Annotated in this window: 7 protein-coding genes; all 7 read right to left on the reverse strand. The window is 69.0% G+C overall.

Annotated elements, in window-relative coordinates; all coding sequences use genetic code 11:
• Window positions 1-119 precede the first annotated feature (119 nt).
• The 7 genes from J0670_RS08590 to J0670_RS08620 all read right to left on the reverse strand — a co-directional run bounded on the left by J0670_RS08590 (window position 120) and on the right by J0670_RS08620 (window position 18,775).
• Window positions 120-509, reverse strand: a complete 390-nt coding sequence (locus J0670_RS08590) for a hypothetical protein (protein WP_207810830.1) — start codon at window positions 507-509, stop codon at window positions 120-122.
• Between the two features lie 315 nt (window positions 510-824).
• Window positions 825-1,235, reverse strand: coding sequence for a hypothetical protein (locus J0670_RS08595; RefSeq protein WP_207810831.1), 411 nt, complete (start codon window positions 1,233-1,235; stop codon window positions 825-827).
• Between the two features lie 3 nt (window positions 1,236-1,238).
• Window positions 1,239-9,284 (reverse strand): ricin-type beta-trefoil lectin domain protein, encoded by an 8,046-nt coding sequence (locus J0670_RS08600; protein ID WP_207810832.1) that lies wholly within the window; start codon window positions 9,282-9,284, stop codon window positions 1,239-1,241.
• Window positions 9,285-9,491: 207 nt separating this feature from the next.
• Window positions 9,492-9,740: a hypothetical protein gene (locus J0670_RS08605; RefSeq protein ID WP_207810833.1), complete on the reverse strand. Its 249-nt coding sequence runs from the start codon at window positions 9,738-9,740 to the stop codon at window positions 9,492-9,494.
• Window positions 9,741-9,787: 47 nt separating this feature from the next.
• The gene (locus tag J0670_RS08610; RefSeq protein ID WP_207810834.1) at window positions 9,788-10,228 is read right to left on the reverse strand and encodes a hypothetical protein; all 441 of its coding nucleotides are present in this window, start codon (window positions 10,226-10,228) and stop codon (window positions 9,788-9,790) included.
• A gap of 73 nt (window positions 10,229-10,301) precedes the next feature.
• On the reverse strand, window positions 10,302-10,649 hold the full coding sequence (locus J0670_RS08615; RefSeq protein ID WP_207810835.1) for a hypothetical protein: 348 nt from the start codon (window positions 10,647-10,649) through the stop codon (window positions 10,302-10,304).
• Window positions 10,650-10,741: 92 nt separating this feature from the next.
• Entirely contained in the window at window positions 10,742-18,775 is an 8,034-nt protein-coding gene (locus J0670_RS08620) for a ricin-type beta-trefoil lectin domain protein (RefSeq protein WP_207810836.1), read from the reverse strand.
• Between the last annotated feature and the right edge of the window lie 9 nt (window positions 18,776-18,784).

Consider the following 18,784-nt stretch of genomic DNA (forward strand, 5'->3'; position numbering starts at 1 on the left):
TAGCACCGGATCAGCGGCCGGGAATCCCCGCACACCCCGACCCGGTACAGCCGAAGGGCCCGCCGGATCGACCGGCGGGCCCTTCGGGTGAGCTTGCAACCCGGCATATGGCTGCGGGATCAGGACGGCGATGGAGACACCGCCGCCCGCGCCCTCTCCATGTCGGCCACGAGGGCTTCCACCCTCTTGTTCACCTTCGAGCCAAAGCCGTAGCCCGCCAGCAGCGGCAGCTGGTCGGACTTGCCGTCGGCCAGTACCAGTTCGGGGAGGATGGAGGAGAAGAGCGTTCCCGGGGTCGTGGCGCACTCCACCCTCTCGATCTCGGACCAGGTGTACGAGCGTCCCCGGAGCAGGCCGGAGTACTTCAGCCCGGCGGGTCCGAAGGACACTCCGTACATCGGGGCGCGCACCGTCAGAACCAGTCCGGGAACGCCGCAGAGGACGATCGGAATCAGGTCGTCGACTCTGGTGGCGTACGCGGCCGTGGAGATCGAGATCAGTGCGAGCACGAGTCCGATCAGGAAGTGGACGATCGCCCACGGACTGCGCCGTTTCCGCATCGTGTCTCCCCAGTCAGGTTGTGCGCCGGGGCGCCGTCCGGAGATCGGACGGCGCCCCGACAGGCTGCTTCAGCGGATCGATGCCCACTGATCGGACAACCTAGAGGTTGAACGGCTTGAAGAAGAAATTCAGCACTGCGGGAATCAGAGTGGCGACCGGCCCGCACAGCAGACTGCCCGCCGACAGCGTCGGCGGGCAGTCTCCGGGCAATGGCAACGGCCGCAGGGGTCTACCCCTGCGGCCGTTGTCTTCCGGTCTACCGGTCAGGGACGTTCGAGGACGCTTTTCTCCCACTCCGATAGATCATTGGCGAATCGGCGCTGGTCGACCCAGTCCCCTTCAGGAAGGGAGACGCGCAGGACCAGCTGCCGCCCGAGGAACCGAGTGAACGAGAGGTCGACCTCACCCCGTTCCATCAGGCCCACGAAATCCAGGACCCGGTGGGCGGAGACGTCGTCGAAAACGTAGTCCTCGTAGAGCACTCTGGCTTTGCCGATGTCTTCCCTCAACATCACGATGTACTCGTGCCCGGCCGGAGTCTCCAGATGGATGTCGACCGTCCTCGGCTCACTTGAGACCTCGACCATCTCGATGTCGGAGAAGCTGCCGGAACGGTCGGCTGCCGCCACGAGATCCTCGGCCGAGTTGTTCAAGGTCGGTTCATCCGATCCCATCCATTACCTCCACGGTCCGTTCCACAGATCGATCTTCCGGCCTGCGACCTTGAGTCGGAAGACAGCCCGAGCTTTCGACTTCTTCCTCGATACTGCCTGTCCGGGATGCTGCCTGGGGACATTTTTCCCCGGCCAGGTGCCCCGGGCGCTCCAGCCAGCCGACCATCTGGTGCCCCTGTCGCCCCGGTTCAGCCAACCGGACCTTTGGGCCGTGTTCCCGGGGGCGTACTTGTCTGCGAAGAGCCTCGACTTCTTGCCGATAATGGGCATGTTGTACAGCCGTACGCCCACTCGGGAGTCCTTGAAGATCGCGTTGACCTTCTGGGCCGCCTTCACGGCCTTGACCACCTTGACCGCTGCGACGGTCGCGACGACCGCGGCTCCCGCACCGACCACCTGAGCGGCCGCCATCACGGCCATCTCGGTCGCCTTCTCGGTGTTCCCGGTGGCCGCATAGGCGACGGAGGAGACTACTGCTGATGCGGCTCCGATCGGACCAGGGATGTAGGACGCGACCTCGGCGACCTTGGCGACGACCTCGACCGTCTTCTTCAGGAACCCCTTGATGCTCCAGTTGCCGTCGAGGTCCGTGCAGTTGATCGGGTCGCCGGTGCAGTAGTCGTACGGGCTGGCGTTGCCGCCCGGAACCGGGTCGACCTGGAGGAAACGGCCGAGGGTGGGGCTGTAGAGGCGGGCACCCATGAGGATGTCGCCGTCCTGGGCCTCGGCGGAGCGCTGCTTGCCGCCGAGCCAGCCGTAGCGGGCATTCGCCTGGGAATCCTGTGGGATTCCGAACTCGTCGAAGTCGAGGACGACGGGCTTGGCGAGCGCGGTGTCGGTGGCGATGACCACGGAACCGAACAGGTTGGTCAGCTGCAGCTGGACGTCGCCGGTCCTACTGGTGGTGGCCACCAGGTCGGTGTCCAGGCCGGAGACGTTGCGGGTCACCGTCCCCTGCGCGGTGTCTTCGACCGTCCAGCGGACCCTGTCCGAGTCATCGCTGTAGTGGTTCAGCTTCGACGAGGTGGTGGCCCAGGTACCGTCGGCCTGCTTCTTGCTGGTGGTGAACGCGGTGAGGCGGAAGGTGGCGTCAATCGCCCACTCCTGCTTGGTGTCTCCCTTCTCCTGGGCGGCGACGTGGTCGTTGGCCCAGTAGGTGTTGGTTGCGCCGGTGGCGGTCTTCACGGTGCGGCCGAAGGCGTCGTACTCGAAGCCCGGGTCGGTGAGACGGTCGGCACTGTCGTAGGTGTGGTTCTCCGCCGTGGCCCCGGCCGTGCTGCACTCGCCGACCGCCCCGCGCGGGGAGGTCTGCTTGGACAGACGGTTGGAGTGGGCGTCGAAGGCGTACTGCCGGGTGACGCAGCCGGAGGCGACCGTGGTCTGCTCGGCCTTCACCAGTCGGCCGAGCCGGTCGTACTGGTAGGAGCGGGTGGCGGTGGAGCTGGTGTCCTTGGCCACCTGGCCCTGGGTCGAGACGTCGGTGGTCTGGGCCCAGATCGTCGTGTTGTCGGAGGTACGGGTGTAGCTCCGACCTGTCGCGTGGCCGGCCGCGTCGAAGGTGTCCTTGCGGACGATCCCACCAGGGTAGATCTGCTCGACCAGCTGTCCGTCCGGCCCGTACTTGGCGCTGAACTCGCCTGCCACGCTGTCGTTGACGGAAGTGACCAGCCCGCGCGGCTCCTTCGCGCGGTCGTAGGTATAGCTCTTCCAGCCAGTCGGGTCGGAGACCTTCACAGGCTTGCCGAACCGGTCGAACTCCGTCGTGGTGGTGCTGCCGTCGGCGTCCGTGTACGACAGCAGTCGGCCGAGACTGTCCAGCACCCGGCTGACGGACTTGCCGCCGGAGGAGGTCGTCACCGTGTGACCCGTTACGGGGTCGTACTCGGCGGTGACCTTCGGCAGAGGCTTCCCCTCGTCCGAGGTGATCTCGGTCGAGACGACTCGCTGGGCGGCGTCGTAGACGGTGACCGTCTTACGGGACTTGCCCGCGTTGGTCTCGGTCGTCTCCTCCGGGTCGCCGAACTGGGAGTAGCGGGTGATCCGCTTGACCGGCAAGGTGGTCGGCATCCGCGTAGCGTCCGCACCGGTGATCGTGCCACCGGGCATCGTGACGCAGGGGCTTCCCGCCCATTCCGGGCGATTGCTGCACGCGGCGTCGTCCGGGTTGCTGCCCGCGGTGTAGAACACCGTCTTGGCCGTCCCGGCGTCGTTGCCGTTCGACCCCGGCTTACGCGACTCCAGTGCACGCCCAGCCGGGTCCAACTTGACGTAGGCGGTCAGTTTGGCACCGAGCGCGTCGGTGGTGACCGCCGTGGGATTCTTCAGCGTCCAGCCGGAGGTGCCACCGATCGGGGCGTCGTAGCCGTTCTTGGTGACGCGCAGTTCCACGTCGTCGGCGTAGCCGTCGATGCGGGCGCCGTCGGTGGCGGTGGTGACCAGGTGGTAGGCCTGGCCGTCGGGCTTCCCTTCGTCGTAGGTGTTGGTGTTGTGGTCCCGGGCGACGACCGAAGTACCGGCCGGGAGAGTCGGGTTGACGGTCGTCTTGGTCAGGGTGACGGTGTCGACGCCCGCGTGGAAGCGCTCACCGCCGCTGGCCGGGTTGGTGTTGACGATCGTGAGCTTGAGTTCGTGGTCGCCGCGTGTGAGGTGGACGGCGTCGCCGACGGTGTACGGGACGACGGCGGGCGTGGCGGTGTAGGTGTCGATCGGCTGACCGACGTCCTTCCCGTCGATCGCCCACTGGATGATCCCGTGGTCGGTGTACTTGGTCAGCTGGCCGGAGAGGACGTAGTCGCCCTCCTCGGGCACGGTGACGCGCATGCTGTCGAACGCGCCGGCGGAGGTGCCGCGGATGCTCAGGTGGGCACCGCCGGACCAGGTCAGGCCGCAGCAGTTGCTGTCGATCTGGATCTTGGTGTTGGTGCCGAGCTGCGGGAGCTTCTCGGCCTCGGAGGTGACGGAGACCGGGTTGGTCTGGCCGTTGACCTGCTCGGCGAGCGAGGCGCGGTAGGCCGGGCCCAGCGTGTCGAGCACGTCGAGTCCGTCGGCCGAGTAGGCCGTGCGGGAGTCCAGCAGACGGGCGCGCGAGGCGGAGTCCGTCGGCAGGTTCAGCTCGGCGGCGAACTTGTCGGCGTCCGGATGGGTACCCAACGCGATCGAGCGGTCGGTCGCGGTCAGGCTGCGTACGACGTGGTTGTAGCGGTCGTACTCCTTGGTGCTGATGTCACCGCCGGGAGTGACCGATGGGCTGGCGGTGTTGACCTCGTTGCCGGAGGCGTTGAGGTAGTACACCGTGGCCGGCCTGTAGCCGTCCGGGCCGGGCTTCGCCGCCGAGGCGGTGTTGGTGCCCGGCGCATCCTCGGGGCCGAAAACGGCGGTGGCGTCGGTGGGGGCGTCGGTCTGCGCCCACTTGGCCACGTCCGAGCCTGCCAGGTCGTACGGACCACCGGCGCCGCGGGTCAGCGGCACGTCGTACACGACACTGGTCGCGATCTCGCCGTTGACCTGGTCCTTGCTGCCGGACGCGAGCGTGCTGCGACGGACCTGCAGGAGACGGCCCGGGTCCTGGTCGGCCGCGGCCTTGCCGTAGTCGAAGCTCCACGGCAGCTCTCCGGCGGCGCCGTTCCGGATGACCCGGCCTGCGTCGTCGTAGCCGTACGTGTGCTTCAGCGGCGTTGCCAGACGGGGATCCCACACCTCGACCAGGCGGCCGCGGTCGTCGTACGCGTAGTGCGTGACCTCGACCGGCTCCTGCTTGGAGGTGTCCGGGTTCCACGACCAGACCTTCACGCCCCGGACGCGGTCCAGGTAGTCACCCGGAGCCGAAGCGGTCGCCGTGGTGACCTTGGCGTAGTCGTACTCCATCACTTCGCAGCCGCGCGGCAGCGGGTCGACGGTGCAGTTGTTGACGTCGTCCACGCCCGGTTCGACGGCCGGGATGACGCGCTTGACGAGCGAGCGGCCGTCGGTGGTGTCGTACTGGTAGCGGGTGGTCGACGCGGCGTCGGGCCCCGTTTCGCTGACCACCTGGTAGATGCTGGATCCGGCCTGACGGGCGAAGACGGTCTTGGAACCGTCCAGCTCGCTGAGTTCGTAGGTGGTGCCGGCGGTCTGGACGTCCCAGATCTGGTTCGGGCCTGCCCAGCAGACCCAGATCGAGGCGCCCTTGTCGGTGTCCAGGCACTTGCCCGAGTGGCGGTTCATCACCGTGCTGTCGGGGCGGACCTCCCACTGCTGGTTGTCGCCGCCGTTGCAGCCCCACAGGGTGAGCGGGGTCCCGTCGTTGACCTGGCCCCAGGGATTGTCCAGGCAGTAGCCCAGCAGGCGCAGCGTCAGGTCGTCGCCGCGGGTCCACTGCTGGTTCGCGGCGCCGGTGCACGGGGCCGGCTGCAGCCGGGCGCCGTTGCCGGCGGCGCCGTTCGGCACCTCCAGGCACTGGCCCGAGGTGGACAGGACGAGCGCGCCGGACTTGGTCGGCACGGCCTTGAGGGTCAGGGACTCGGCGCCGGGCTCGGGGAAGAACGTTCCGTCAGCGCCCTTGGCGAAGGTCAGCGAGGTGTCGTCGTTGCCCTTGATCTCGACCAGGTCGGACTGCGGGAACGACAGCGCCCGGTAGTCCGAACCGGGGCCGGCATCGGGGCCGCCGGCCCACTGAGGGCCGAACGGGGCGACGATCTCCTTCAGCGACAGGTCGTCGAAGTAGACCTCCTTCCCGCTGCCACCCGCATTGCCGTTGTACAGACGGAACCAGGCCTCGGTGGCGTCCTTGGGCACCACCATGTCCAGCGTCAGTTGCTGCCAGCCGTCGGTGAACGCGGCCTTCGGCGAGACGGTCTCGCCGTAGCCGGCGGGGGTGCGGTAGACGCCGACCATGCGCAGACCGCGGTTGGTCAGCGGGTTGTCCAGACCGGTCGCGCCGGGGACGTAGATCCAGCCGGTCAGCCGGTACGTCTTGCCGGGCTGCATGCCCTGGCCGAGCGTGTACTCGGGGCCCAGCGCGGCGTAGGAGTCCCAGGTGCCGGAGCCACCGGGCACGACGAGGAGCGAGTCGGTCGAGCTGTCGTGGCCGCGCGCGGTGGAACGGGACAGGGCTGCCTGTCCGGCGGTGAATCCGGTGGTGTCGGTGCCGACCTGGCGCTGGTTGATCGTCAGGCGCTCGCCCTGCGGCTGCCAGCCGCGGCCGAGGTCGCGGGAGGAGGCGGTGCGCTTGACGGACATGCCGAACTCGTCGGCGTCGGTCACGTCGGTGGAGTAGTCGCCGGTGAGCAGGTTGACCGAGCCCGGACCGATGTCCGTGCTCGCCGCGCCGTCGGCGTTGCGGTCGACCGTCATGGTGTTCCAGACGGTGGTGTAGCCGTTGCCGGAGCCGTCCTCGGGGAAGAGCACGGCGCGGACCTGGACGACACCGCCGACCTGGCCGAGGGTGTCGAGCACGTTCCAGTTGGCGTGCGGGCCGAGGTCCGCCAGACGCGGCTTGTCCTCGGTGACCGGGGTGTTGTCGGCCTTGGTGAGGTTGGTGCGCGGGACGTTGTACTCGGTGGCGCCGGGGCCACGGCGGTACTGGTAGACGACGCGCTTGAACTGCGTCTGGGCGTCCACGGAGAGCTTGACGCGCTTGGCGGACTGGGTGCCGTTGACGGGCGAGCTCATGCCGGCCTGGCCGACCTGGAACACGTACGTCGCGGGCGGGGACAGGTTGCCCGCGCGGTCCTTGGCCTGCACGCTGAGCACGCGCCGGCCCTCGGTGGTCGGCGTGATGCTCGTGGTGAGCGCGCCGGTGGCGGCGACCGTCACCGGGGTGCCGCCGTCGAGGTTGTAGACGTAGGCCGCGGTGTTGGTGGTGCCAGGGGCGGGCGAGAAGGTGAACGAGCCCGATTGGTTGGCCGTGCCGTGCCACAGGCCGTCCGCCGGGTAGTCGGACGAACTGACAAACGGCGTACCGGGCTTGACGGTCTCGGCGACGACGTTGGTGCCCACCCAGCCGGAGCGGGACTTGCCGTCGTCGAGCATGGCCCAGATCGAGTACTGCACGCCCTCGTCGAGACGGGCGAGGCCGTAGTCGGACGGACGGACCGTCGCGACCATGCCGTTCGGGGTCTTCCTGGCGATGCTGCCGATGAACGTGCCACCGCGCCACAGGTCCAGGTAGACCGTCAGGTCGTCACCGTCGGGGTCGGCCGCCTGCACCTGGAAGCGCGGGTTGGGGTCCGAGGTGTAGCGCGGGTTGCCCTGCTGCGAGGGCAGTACGTCGACCGTCGCCGGGGTGGCCGGGACGGTGTTGTAGGTGATCGAGATGAACGGAGGGTGGGCGCCCTGAGCGGACTCGAAGCGCTTCCAGGACATGACGCTCGACTCGTTGGTGGCCTTCAGGCCGATCCCGTAGTCGTCGTAGCCGAACCCGGCGAAGTACCGGATCATCTCGGTGACGTCGGCGTTGGCCCAGTAGTTGCCGCCCGGACCCGTGCAGCCGGTCGCCACGTTCCACGTCTCGTTGGACGTGGACCACCGCTGGCCCCAGGCGGGCTGGTTGTTCCAGCGGGCCCACGGTCCGGCGCCGCCGGCGTTCCAGACCTCCCACTGGTCCCGGGTGCAGGAGGCGGAGTGGTAGTTGGCCAGGTGGAGGGTGGCGCTCAGGATCTGCTTGCCGTTGAAGGGGCCGCCCGGGATGGTCAGGAACGACCGGGCCATCACCTTGCCGTCGTAGCTGCCCAGCTTCAGGTCGACCGAGGACGAGGCGTCGAAGTTCTCGTTCGTCTGGACGTAGGTGTCGAAGGTCGTGCCGACGTCCACCGCCGGGTCGATGGTGACCGGGTACTGGGTCTTCGGGTCCGCGAGGAAGGCCGCGTCCGGGGTGAACACCAGCTCGGTGTCCGCGCCCTGACCGCGCAGCTCCATCGTCACCGCACCGCGGTTCAAGTGTTCCTGCGAGGCAGGGTCGACGGCGGCGTCCCACATGATCGGGGCCGGGATGCGGACCGTCGGCTTGCCGGTCGCCTTGTCGAGCAGTTGGATCGAACCGTCCTGCTGCGGGGCGACGGTCAGGCCGGTGGTGTCGAGCGGGATCGTCACCGTGCCGGTCTGGGAGACGGCGGAGCGGTTCTTGACGATCAGGAACTGCTCGAAGCCGGTCCGGGTCGCCTCCAGCACGAGGTCGACGCCAGGGCGGGCGTCGACGTAAGTCGCCTTGTTGCCCTCCAGCTTCGGCTTGGGCAGCTTGCCCAGCCAGCCGAACTTGACCTGCTGCTCGCCGGAACCGATCTTGACCAGCTCGCGCTCGACGGGCTTCTGGCCGGCGGGCTTGGCGTCAGCGGCCTTCGGGTCGGCCGGCTTCGGGTCGGCGACCGGAGCGGCGGCACGGGCCTCGTTGCGGGAGGCACGCGTCGCGTCGGCCGACGGCGAGGAGGATGCACTCGGCGCGGTGGTCCCGGTCGCGGAGGCGGCCGAGGTCGCGATCGCGGACGGTGTCGCGCTGGGCGTGACCGTCGGCGTCGCGCCGGCCTGAGCGCTCGGCGTCACGGTGGGCGTGGGTGCGGGTGCGGGCGTTGTCGCGGGCGCCGTCGTCGGGGTGGTGCCCGGCAGGCTGTCGCCCACCGTCACCCCGGCGTCGCCGCCCTCGAAGACGACCCCGCCCGGGTGCGCCTTCGGCGCCACCTTGCCGTCGGGGGTCTGCACCAGGGTGGTGTCGACGGGCACCCAGGCCTCGCCGACCTTCATCCGGATCGGTCCGGTGGACCGGTCGGAGGTCAGCGTGCCGTCCGGGTTCGCCCACAGGGTGGTGAACTCGGTGCGGGCGCCGGTGACTTCGATACGGCGCTTCTGCAGTCGGGCCGACAGCAGGGCCGACGCCTCGTCGGGCGCCTCCGTGCTGGGAGCAACTGGGGGCGTGGGCGGAGTGGGCGCGGCAACTGCCGGGGCAGCCGTGATCGCGTCCACCGCCACGCCGGTCTGCACCAGCAGACCGAGCGTCAGGAGCGCCGCTATTCGGCGCGTCCTACGCGTGGAGAAGGCCCCGCCGGTGGAACCGGACGAGGCCTGAGACCGTCGTGTCATCAAGACTCTCTCAAGAGATTTCCATTGCTGGGAATGGCTTCCTTAAAGCCAGATGAAAATCTTTCACTCTCAGCAGACGGTCAGTCATCAATCGTGATCAAGATTCCGTAACGGATCACGGTGGCGTGGTGACGGTTCGTTACCAAAGAGTGGAAATGTGCGCATTCGCACTCGCCCCCACCGTTCGGATGTGATCCGCGCAGCCATTCAGCGGACGTCAAGGGTGCCGGGGCTGGGCCGGTGCTCGCCGCCGGTGCCGAAGTCGTCGATGGCCAGGCCGGCGCCGAGTCCGTCGAGGGTGGCCATGTCGGCACGCAGGCGGTCGTCGCGGCGGCTTCTCCTCGAGCGTCTGCTCGACCTCCCCAGGGAGTTCTTCAGCTCCTTGGAGGGGATCTTGAACCCCTCAGTGGTGTCGGCCCGGTCCAGGACCGCGACGAGGCCGCGGCCGACAGCCATCAGCCCGGAAACGATGATCTCTCTCCCGGAGTGACCGGACAGGTGGATCAGGCCGGTGACGGAGACGCCGCCGCCCGCGCCCTCTCCATGTCGGCCACGAGGGATTCCACCCTCCTGTTCGCCTTCGAGCTGAAGCCGTAGCCTGCCAGCAGCGGCAGTTGGTCGGTCCTGCCGTCGGCCAGTACCAGTTCGGGGAGGTCGGAGGAGAAGAGCGTTCCCGCGGCCTTGGCGTGCTCCACCCTCTCGACCTCGGACCAGGTGTACGAGCGTGCCCGGAGTAGCCCGGAGTACTTCAGCCCGGCCGGTCCGAAGGACACTCCGTAGATCGGGGCGCGCACCGTCAGAACCAGCCCGGGAACGCCGCAGAGGACGATCGGAATCAGGTCGTCGACCCTGGTGGCGTACGCCGCAGTGGAGACCGAGACCAGTGCGCACACGAGTCCGATCAGGAAGTGGACGATCGCCCACGGACTGCGCCGTTTCCGCATGCTGTTACCCCTGTCAAAAGGCAGGTGGCGGAGCCTTGGAAACAAGGCTCCGCCACCTGCACGTTCAATTGCTTCAGTCCCCGGTGAACCCGATCCGCAGATCGGGATCCGCCTGGCACCTGCGCCCCCATTCCAGGAGTTTTTCCAGAACGGTGCGCTCATCAGGATCCAGCGAGTCGAGGCTCACTGTCTCGAGCTCTTTCACGAGGCGCCGGGCGGCCTCGCCCTGGAGTTTGTGGTCCCGGTAAGGGTCCAGGCCCGCCAGAGTCGGCAGCCTGCTGCTGCCGATGCGCCTTACGGCCGAGTGCAGTTCTCCGTCTTCGACGTAGCGCTCGAGTGCGCCCAGGGGGGCTGGTGGTCCGGCAACGCGCTTGCTCTTCGTGGTCGGCTTCGTGCGCCGCAGTTCGATGACGAACCCCATGTGATCCCTCTCAGATAGGCCCGATCGATCCGTCATGGTACGGAGGGCCCCGCCGCCTGCGGTGCGGGCACCGCAGGCGGCGGGTCAGTCGGTTACGGAATTCCCTTCCCTCCGATCCTGACCGGGTAGGCCGTCACCACCTTGCGGCCTCGAACCACGACCTTGATGGCGGTTGCGGTACGACCGTTTCGGTCGACGCCGATCTTCCGGTTGAAATCGTAGATGTGGACATGGCCGCCCCGCGCGTCGTTCGGGGCACGCTTCCCCTGCTTGACGGCGACCTTGACCATCCGTCGGATGCTGGAGGCGCTGTTGTTCCGGAACTTGCTCTTGTCACCGGCCGCGGCCATGGCGCGATGCCCCGAACGGATGTGGTGCATGTCGATGCCGAGGAGATGGCCGCTGCAGTTGTGGACGAGGCTGTCGTCCCCCTCGCCCGTCGCCACCGAGTAGGTGTGCAGATTCCCGACGTTCAGGTTGTAGACCGTCTGGTCGGGCACATTCCCGAGATCGGAGGAGTGCGTCACGGGCTTGAGCTGTCCGGAGGACGTACGCAGCAGGTCTCCGGGCCGGATGCTTTCCGCCGCGACCCAGCCGCGCCCGGCCACCCAGAAGGGGTGGTTGGACGTGGCCACGACCGACGCCGTCACGGAGTTGTCGGCCGTGTCGATCGCGACCAGGTGCCGGACGCCGTATCCGACGATGACGTCGAGCACGGGTTGCGCCGACTGTGTGCCGGTGTCCGGATCGGTGGCCATGACGTAGTCGCCGACCTGGATCCCGGAGATGGGCAGGTAGCTCCCGTCCGCCATGAGGACCGGCGTGTCGGGCGTGAAGGAGTTTCCGATCGGGCAGGCAACCGCCTCCGTCCGCCGGAACACCGTCCTGGCGATCGAGGCGACCTTCCCGGCCCGGGACGCGGCCCTGACCGTTGTGGCCGCGGCCGCGACGGCCTTGACCACTGGGCCGGCGCCCACCGTCGCGGCGACGGCGGTGACGGCCATCTCGGCCGCCTTCTCCCAGTTGCCGGTCGCCGCGTAGGAGACCGCCGAGACGGTGGCCGCGACGGCGCCGATGGGGCCGGGGATGTTGGAGGCCACTTCGGCGACCTTGGCGACGACCTCGACCGTCTTCTTCAGCCACTTGGGCATGCCCCAGTTGCCGTCGAGGTCGGTGCAGTTGATCGGGTCGCCGGTGCAGTAGTCGTACGGGCCGGCGTTGCCGCCGGGGACCGGGTCGACCTGGAGGAAGCGGCCGAGGGCGGGGCTGTAGAGACGGGCACCCATGAGGATGTCGCCGTCCTGGGCCTCCGCGGAGCGCTCCTTGCCGCCCAGCCAGCCGAAGCGGACGTTGGCCTGGCCGTCCTGCGGAATGCCGAACTCGTCGAAGTCCAGCACCACCGGCTTGGTGAGCGCGGTGTCCGTGGTGACGACCACGGAGCCGAACAGGTTGGTCAGCTGCAGCTGGACATCACCGGTCTTGCTGGTGGTGGCGACCAGATCCGTGTCCGGACCCGACACATTGCGGGTCAGGATGCCCTGGGTGGTGTCCTCGACGGTCCAGCGGACGTGGTCGGAGTCGTCACCGTAGTGGTTCAGCTTCGACGTCGCGTTGGCCCAGGTGCCGTCGGCCTGCTTCTTGCTGGTGGTGAAGGCGGTCAGACGGTGGGCGGCGTCGACGGCCCACTCCTGCTTGGTGTCTCCCTTCTCCTGGGCGGCGACGTGGTCGTTGGCCCAGTAGGTGTTGGTCGCGCCGGTGGCGGTCTGCACCGTCCGCCCGAAGGCGTCGTAGACGAATCCCGCGTCCGTGAGGCGGTCGGCGCTGTCGTAGGTGTGGTTCTCCGCCGTGGCTCCGGCCGTGCTGCACTCGCCGGCCGCCCCGCGCGGGGAGGTCTGCTTGGACAGGCGGTTGGAGTGGGTGTCGAAGGCGTACTGGCGGGTGACGCAACCGGTGGCGACCGTGGTCTGCTCGGCCTTCACCAGCCGGCCGAGCCGGTCGTACTGGTAGGAGCGGGTGGCGGTGGAGCTGATGTCCTTGGCCACCTGGCCCTGGGTGGAGATGTCGGTGGTCTGGGACCAGATCACCGTGTTGTCGGAACTGCGGGTGTAGCTGCGGCTGGTGGCCTCGCCGACCGCGTTGAAGGTGTCCTTGCGGACGATGCCGCCGGGGTAGGTCTGCTCGACGAGCTGGCCGTCCGGGCCGTACTTCGCGGTGAACTCGCCCGCGACGCTGTCGTTGACCGAGGTGACCAGTCCGCGCGGCTCCTTCGCGCGGTCGTAGGCGTAGGTGGTCGATCCGGTCGGGTCGCTCACCTTCACCGGCTTGCCGTACCGGTCGAACTCCGTGGTGGTGGTGGAGCCGTCGGCGTCCGTGTAGGAGATCAGCCGTCCGAGCGCGTCGATGACCCGGGTCAGGGACTTGCCGTCGGCGGTGGTCTTCACCGCGTCACCGGTCACGGGGTCGTACTCGGTGGTGATCTTCGGCAGCGGCTTGCCCTCGTCCGAGGTGATCTCGGTCGAGAGGACCCGGTCCACGCTGTTGTAGACGGTGACCGTCTTACGGGACTTGCCCGCGTTGCTCTCGGTCGTCTCCTCCGCCTCGCCGAACGCCGAGTAGCGGGTGACCCGCTTCACCGGCAGAGTCGTCGGCATCCGCGAGCCGTCCGCACCGGTGACGGAGCCGCCGGGCAGCGTGGCGCAAGGAAGGCCCGCCCACTCGGGACGGTTGCCGCAGGCCGCGTCGTCGGGGTTGGCCTTGGCCGTGTAGAACACGGACTTGACCGTGCCGGCGTCGCTGCCGTTCGACCCCGGCTTACGCGACTCCAGCGCCCTCCCCGAAGCGTCGAACTTGACGTACGCCGTCAGCTTGGCGCCGAGGGCGTCGGTGGTGACCGAGGTGGCCTTCTTCAGCGTCCAGCCGGAGGTGCCGCCGATCGGCGCGTCGAAGCCGGTCTTGGTGACCCGGAGCTCGGTGTCGTCGGCGTAGCCGTCGATGCGGGCGCCGTCGGTGGCGGTGGTGACCAGGTGGTAGGCCTGGCCGTCGGGCTTCCCTTCGTCGTAGGTGTTGGTGTTGTGGTCACGGGCGACGACCGAGGTGCCGGCCGGGAGGGTCGGGTTGACGGTCGTCTTGGTCAGGGTGACGGTGTCGACGCCCGCGTGGAAGCGCTCACCGCCGCTGGCCGTGTTGGTGCCGGTGACCGTGAGCTTCAGCTCGTGGTCACCGCGCGTCAGGTGGACGGCGTCGCCGACGGTGTACGGGACGACGGCGGGCGTGGCGGTGTAGGTGTCGATCGGCTGACCGACGTCCTTCCCGTCGATCGCCCACTGGATGATCCCGTGGTCGGTGTACTTGGTCAGCTGGCCGGAGAGGACGTAGTCGCCCTCCTCGGGCACGGTGACCCGCATGCTGTCGAACGCACCGGCGGAGGTGCCGCGGATGCTCAGGTGGGCGCCGCCGGACCAGGTCAGGCCGCAGCAGTTGCTGTCGATCTGGATCTTGGTGTTGGTGCCGAGCTGCGGGAGCTTCTCGGCTTCGAACGTGACGGAGACCGGGGCGGTCTGGCCGTTGACCTGCTCGGCGAGCGAGGCACGGTAGGCCGGGCCCAGCGTGTCGAGCACGTCGATGCCGTCGGCCGAGTAGACCGTACGGGAGTCCAGCAGACGGGCGCGCGAGGCGGAGTCCGTCGGCAGGTTCAGCTCGGCCGCGAACTTGTCGGCGTCCGGGTGGGTGCCGAGCGCGATCGAGCGGTTGGTCGCCGTGATGGACCGCACGACGTGGCCGTAGCGGTCGTACTCGGAGGTACCGATGTCACCGCCGGGGGTAACCGACGGGACGGCGGTGTTGACCTCGTTGCCGGAGGCGTTGAGGTAGTGGACGGTGGCCGGCTTGTAGCCGTCCGGGCCGGGCTTCGCCGCCGAGGCGGTGTTGGTGCCCGGGTCGTCCTCGGGGCCGAACACGGCGGTGGCGTCGGTGGGGGCGTCGGTCTGCGCCCACTTGGCCACGTCCGAGCCTGCCAGGTCGTACGGACCACCGTTGCCGCGGGTCAGCGGCACGTCGTACACGACACTGGTCGCGTTCTCGCCGATGACCTGGTCCTTGCTGCCCGGCGCGAGCGTGCCGCGGCGGACCTTCAGCAGGCGGCCCGGGTCCTGGTCGGCCGCGGCCTTGCCGTAGTCGAAGCTCCAGGGAAGCTCACCGGCGGCACCGATCCGGGTGACCCGGCCGGTGTCGTCGTAGCCGTAGGTGGTCTTCAACGGGGTGGCCAGACGCGGGTCCCAGACCTGGGCGATACGGCCCTTGTCGTCGTAGGCGTAGTGCGCGACCTCGACCGGCTCCTGCTTGGAGGTGTCCGGGTTCCACGACCAGACCTTCACGCCCCGGACGCGGTCCAGGTAGTCACCCGGAGCCGAAGCGGTCGCCGTGGTGACCTTGGCGTAGTCGTACTCCATCACTTCGCAGCCGCGCGGCAGCGGGTCGACGGTGCAGTTGTTGACGTCGTCCACGCCCGGTTCGACGGCCGGGATGACGCGCTTGACGAGCGAGCGGCCGTCGGTGGTGTCGTACTGGTAGCGGGTGGTCGACGCGGCGTCGGGCCCCGTTTCGCTGACCACCTGGTAGATGTTCGAGCCGGCCTGGCGGGCGAAGAGGGTCTTGGAGCCGTCGAGTGCGGCCAGTTCGTACGTCGTGCCGGCGGTCTGGACGTCCCAGATCTGGTTCGGGCCTGCCCAGCAGACCCAGATCGAGGCGCCCTTGTCGGTGTCCAGGCACTTGCCGGAGTGGCGGTTGGTCACCGTGCCGTTGGGGCGGACCTCCCACTGCTGGTTGTCGCCGCCGTTGCAGCCCCACAGGGTGAGGGGGGTGCCGTCGTTGGTCTGGCCCCAGGGGTTGTCCAGGCAGTAGTCCAGCAGGCGCAGAGTCAGGTCGTCGCCGCGGGTCCACTGCTGGTTGGCGGCGCCGGTGCACGGGGCCGGCTGGAGTCGGGCGCCGTTGCCGGCGGCGCCGTTCGGCACCTCCAGGCACTGGCCCGAGGTGGACAGGACGAGCGCGCCGGACTTGGTCGGCACGGCCTTGAGGGTCAGGGACTCGGCGCCGGGCTCGGGGAAGAACGTTCCGTCAGCGCCCTTGGCGAAGGTCAGCGAGGTGTCGTCGTTGCCCTTGATCTCGACCAGGTCGGACTGCGGGAACGACAGTGCCCGGTAGTCCGAGCCGGTGCCCGCGTCGGGGCCGCCGGCCCACTGGGGGCCGAAGGGGGCGACGATCTCCTTCAGCGACAGGTCGTCGAAGTAGACCTGCTTGCCCGAGGCCGTGAAGCCGTTGTAGAGGCGGAAGAAGGCCTCGGTGGCATCGGTCGGCACCGCCATGTCGACGGTCAGCTGCTGCCAGGCGTCCGTGTAGGCCGCCTTCTCCGAGGTGATCTTGGTGTAGCCCGCCGCGGTCTTGACGAATCCCGCCAGGCGCAGGCCCCGGTCAGCGAAGTCCGGGTTCAACCCGGTCGCGCCCGGCACGTAGATCCAGCCGGTCAGGCGGTAGGTACGACCCGGCTTCATCCCCAGGGACAGGGTGTGGTCGTCCGGGCCGATGCTGGCGTAGGAGTCGAGCTGGCCGTTCGAGGTGACCAGCAGCGAGTCGGTGGAGCTGTCGTGGCCGCGCTCGGTGGAGCGGGCAAGGTTCGCCTGGCCCGGTGCGAAACCGGAGGCGTCCGTGCTGATCTGGCGCTGGTTGATCGTCAGGCGCTCGCCCTGGGGCTGCCAGCCGCGACCGAGGTCGCGGGAGGACGTGGCGCGCTTGACGGACAGACCGCGTTCATCGGCGTCGGTCGCGTCGGTGGTGTAGTCACCGGTGAGCAGGTTCACCGAACCCGGTCCGATGTCCTTCGTGGCCGCGCCGTCGGCGTTGCGGTCGACCGTCATGGTGTTCCAGACGGTGGTGTAGCCGTTGCCGGAGCCGTCTTCGGGGAAGAGCACGGCGCGGACCTGGACGACGCCGCCGACCTGGCCGAGGGTGTCGAGCACGTTCCAGTTGGCGTGCGGGCCGAGGTCCGCGAGCCGGGGCTTGTCCTCGGTGACCGGGGTGTTGTCGGCCTTGGTGAGGTTGGCGCGCGGGACGTTGTACTCGGTGGCGCCGGGGCCGCGGCGGTACTGGTAGACGACGCGCTTGAACTGTGTCTGGGCGTCGACGGAGAGCTTGACGCGCTTGGCGGACTGGGTGCCGTTGACGGGCGAGCTGATGCCGGCTTGGCCGACCTGGAACACGTAGGTCGCGGGCGGGGAGAGGTTGCCCGCGCGGTCCTTGGACTGCACGCTGAGCACGCGCCGGCCCTCGGTGGTCGGCGTGATGCTCGTGGTCAGGGCGCCGGTGGCGGCGACCGTGACCGGGGTGCCGCCGTCGAGGGTGTAGACGTAGGCCGAGGTGTCGTCGGTGCCCGGGGCGGGCGAGAAGGTGAACGAGCCCGGCTGGTTGGCCGTGCCGTGCCACAGGCCGTCGGCCGGGTAGTCGGCCGAACTCACGAACGGCGTACCGGGCTTGACGGTGTCGGCGACGACGTTGGTGCCCACCCAGCCGGAGCGGGACTTGCCGTCGTCGAGCATGGCGTAGATCGTGTACTGCACGCCTTCGTCGAGTCGGGCGATGCCGTAGTCGGACGGGCGGACGGTGGCGATCGTGCCGTTCGGGGTCTTCCTGGCGATGCTGCCGATGAGCGTGCCGCCGCGCCACAGGTCCATGTAGACCGTCAGGTCGTCACCGTCGGGGTCGGCCGCCTGCACCTGGAAGCGCGGGTTCGCGTCCGAGGTGTAGCGCGGGTTGCCCTGCTGCGAGGGCAGCACCTCGACCGTTCCCGGGGTGGCCGGGACGGTGTTGTAAGTGATCGAGACGAACGGCGGGTGGCCGCCCTGGGCGGACTCGAAACGCTTCCAGGACAGGCTGCTCGACTCGTCGGCGGCCTTCAGGCCGATCCCGTAGTCGTTGTAGCCGAACCCGGCGAAGTACCGGATCATCTCGGTGACGTCGGCCCTGGCCCAGTAGGTGCCGTCCGGGGCGTAGCAGTCGTACGAGTCGCCGTCGCCACCGATGTCCCACGTGTCGTTCGACGTGGACCACTTCTGGCCCCAGGCGGGCTGGTTGTTCCAGCGCGCCCACGGTCCGGCGCCGCCGGCGTTCCAGACCTCCCACTGCTTCGGGACGCAGGACGAGGAGTGGTAGTTGGCGAGGTAGAGGTTGGCGCCCAGGATCTGCTTGCCGTTGAACGAACCGCCCGGGATGGTCAGGAACGACCTGGCCACGACCTTGCCGTCGTAGCTGCCCAGCTTGAGGTCCGTCGACGCGGAGGCGTCGAAGTTCTCGTTGGTCTGGACGTAGGTGTCGAAGGTCGTGCCGACATCCACCACCGGGTCGATGGTGACCGGGAACTGGGTCTTCGCGTCCGCGAGGAAGGCCGCGTCCGGGGTGAACACCAGCTCGGTGTCCGCTCCCTGACCGCGCAGCTCCATCGTCACCGCGCCACGGTTCAGGTGCTCCTGCGAGGCCGGGTCGACCGCGGCGTCCCACATGACCGGGGCCGGGATGCGGACCGTCGGCTTGCCGGTCGCCTTGTCGAGCAGCTGGATCGAACCGTCCTGCTGCGGGGCGACGGTCAGACCGGTGGTGTCGAGCGGGATCGTCACCGTGCCGGTCTGGGACACGGCCGAGCGGTTCTTGACGATCAGGAACTGCTCGAAGCCGGTCCGGGTCGCCTCCAGCACGAGATCCACACCCGGGCGGGCATCGACGTACGTCGCCTTGTTGCCCTCCAGCTTCGGCTTGGGCAGCTTGCCCAGCCAGCCGAACTTGACCTGCTGCTCGCCGGAACCGATCTTGACCAGCTCGCGCTCGGCGGGCTTGGCGTCAGCCGGCTTCGGGTCGGCGACCGGAGCGGCGGCCCGGGCCTCACTACGGGACGCACGGGACGCGTCGGCCGACGGCGAGGCGGACGCACTCGGCGCAGTGGTCGTAGAGGCCGTCGCGGACGGCGTCGTGTTGGGCGTGGCCGTCGGCGTCGCGCCAGCCTGAGTGGGCGTCACCGTGGACGTGGGCGTGGGTGCGGGCGTTGCCGCGGGCGTCGTGGTGGCCCCCGGCAGGCTGTCGCCCACCGCCACCTT

It is taken from the genome of Streptomyces sp. FH025, from assembly GCF_017427025.1.
Lineage (GTDB): Bacteria > Actinomycetota > Actinomycetes > Streptomycetales > Streptomycetaceae > Kitasatospora.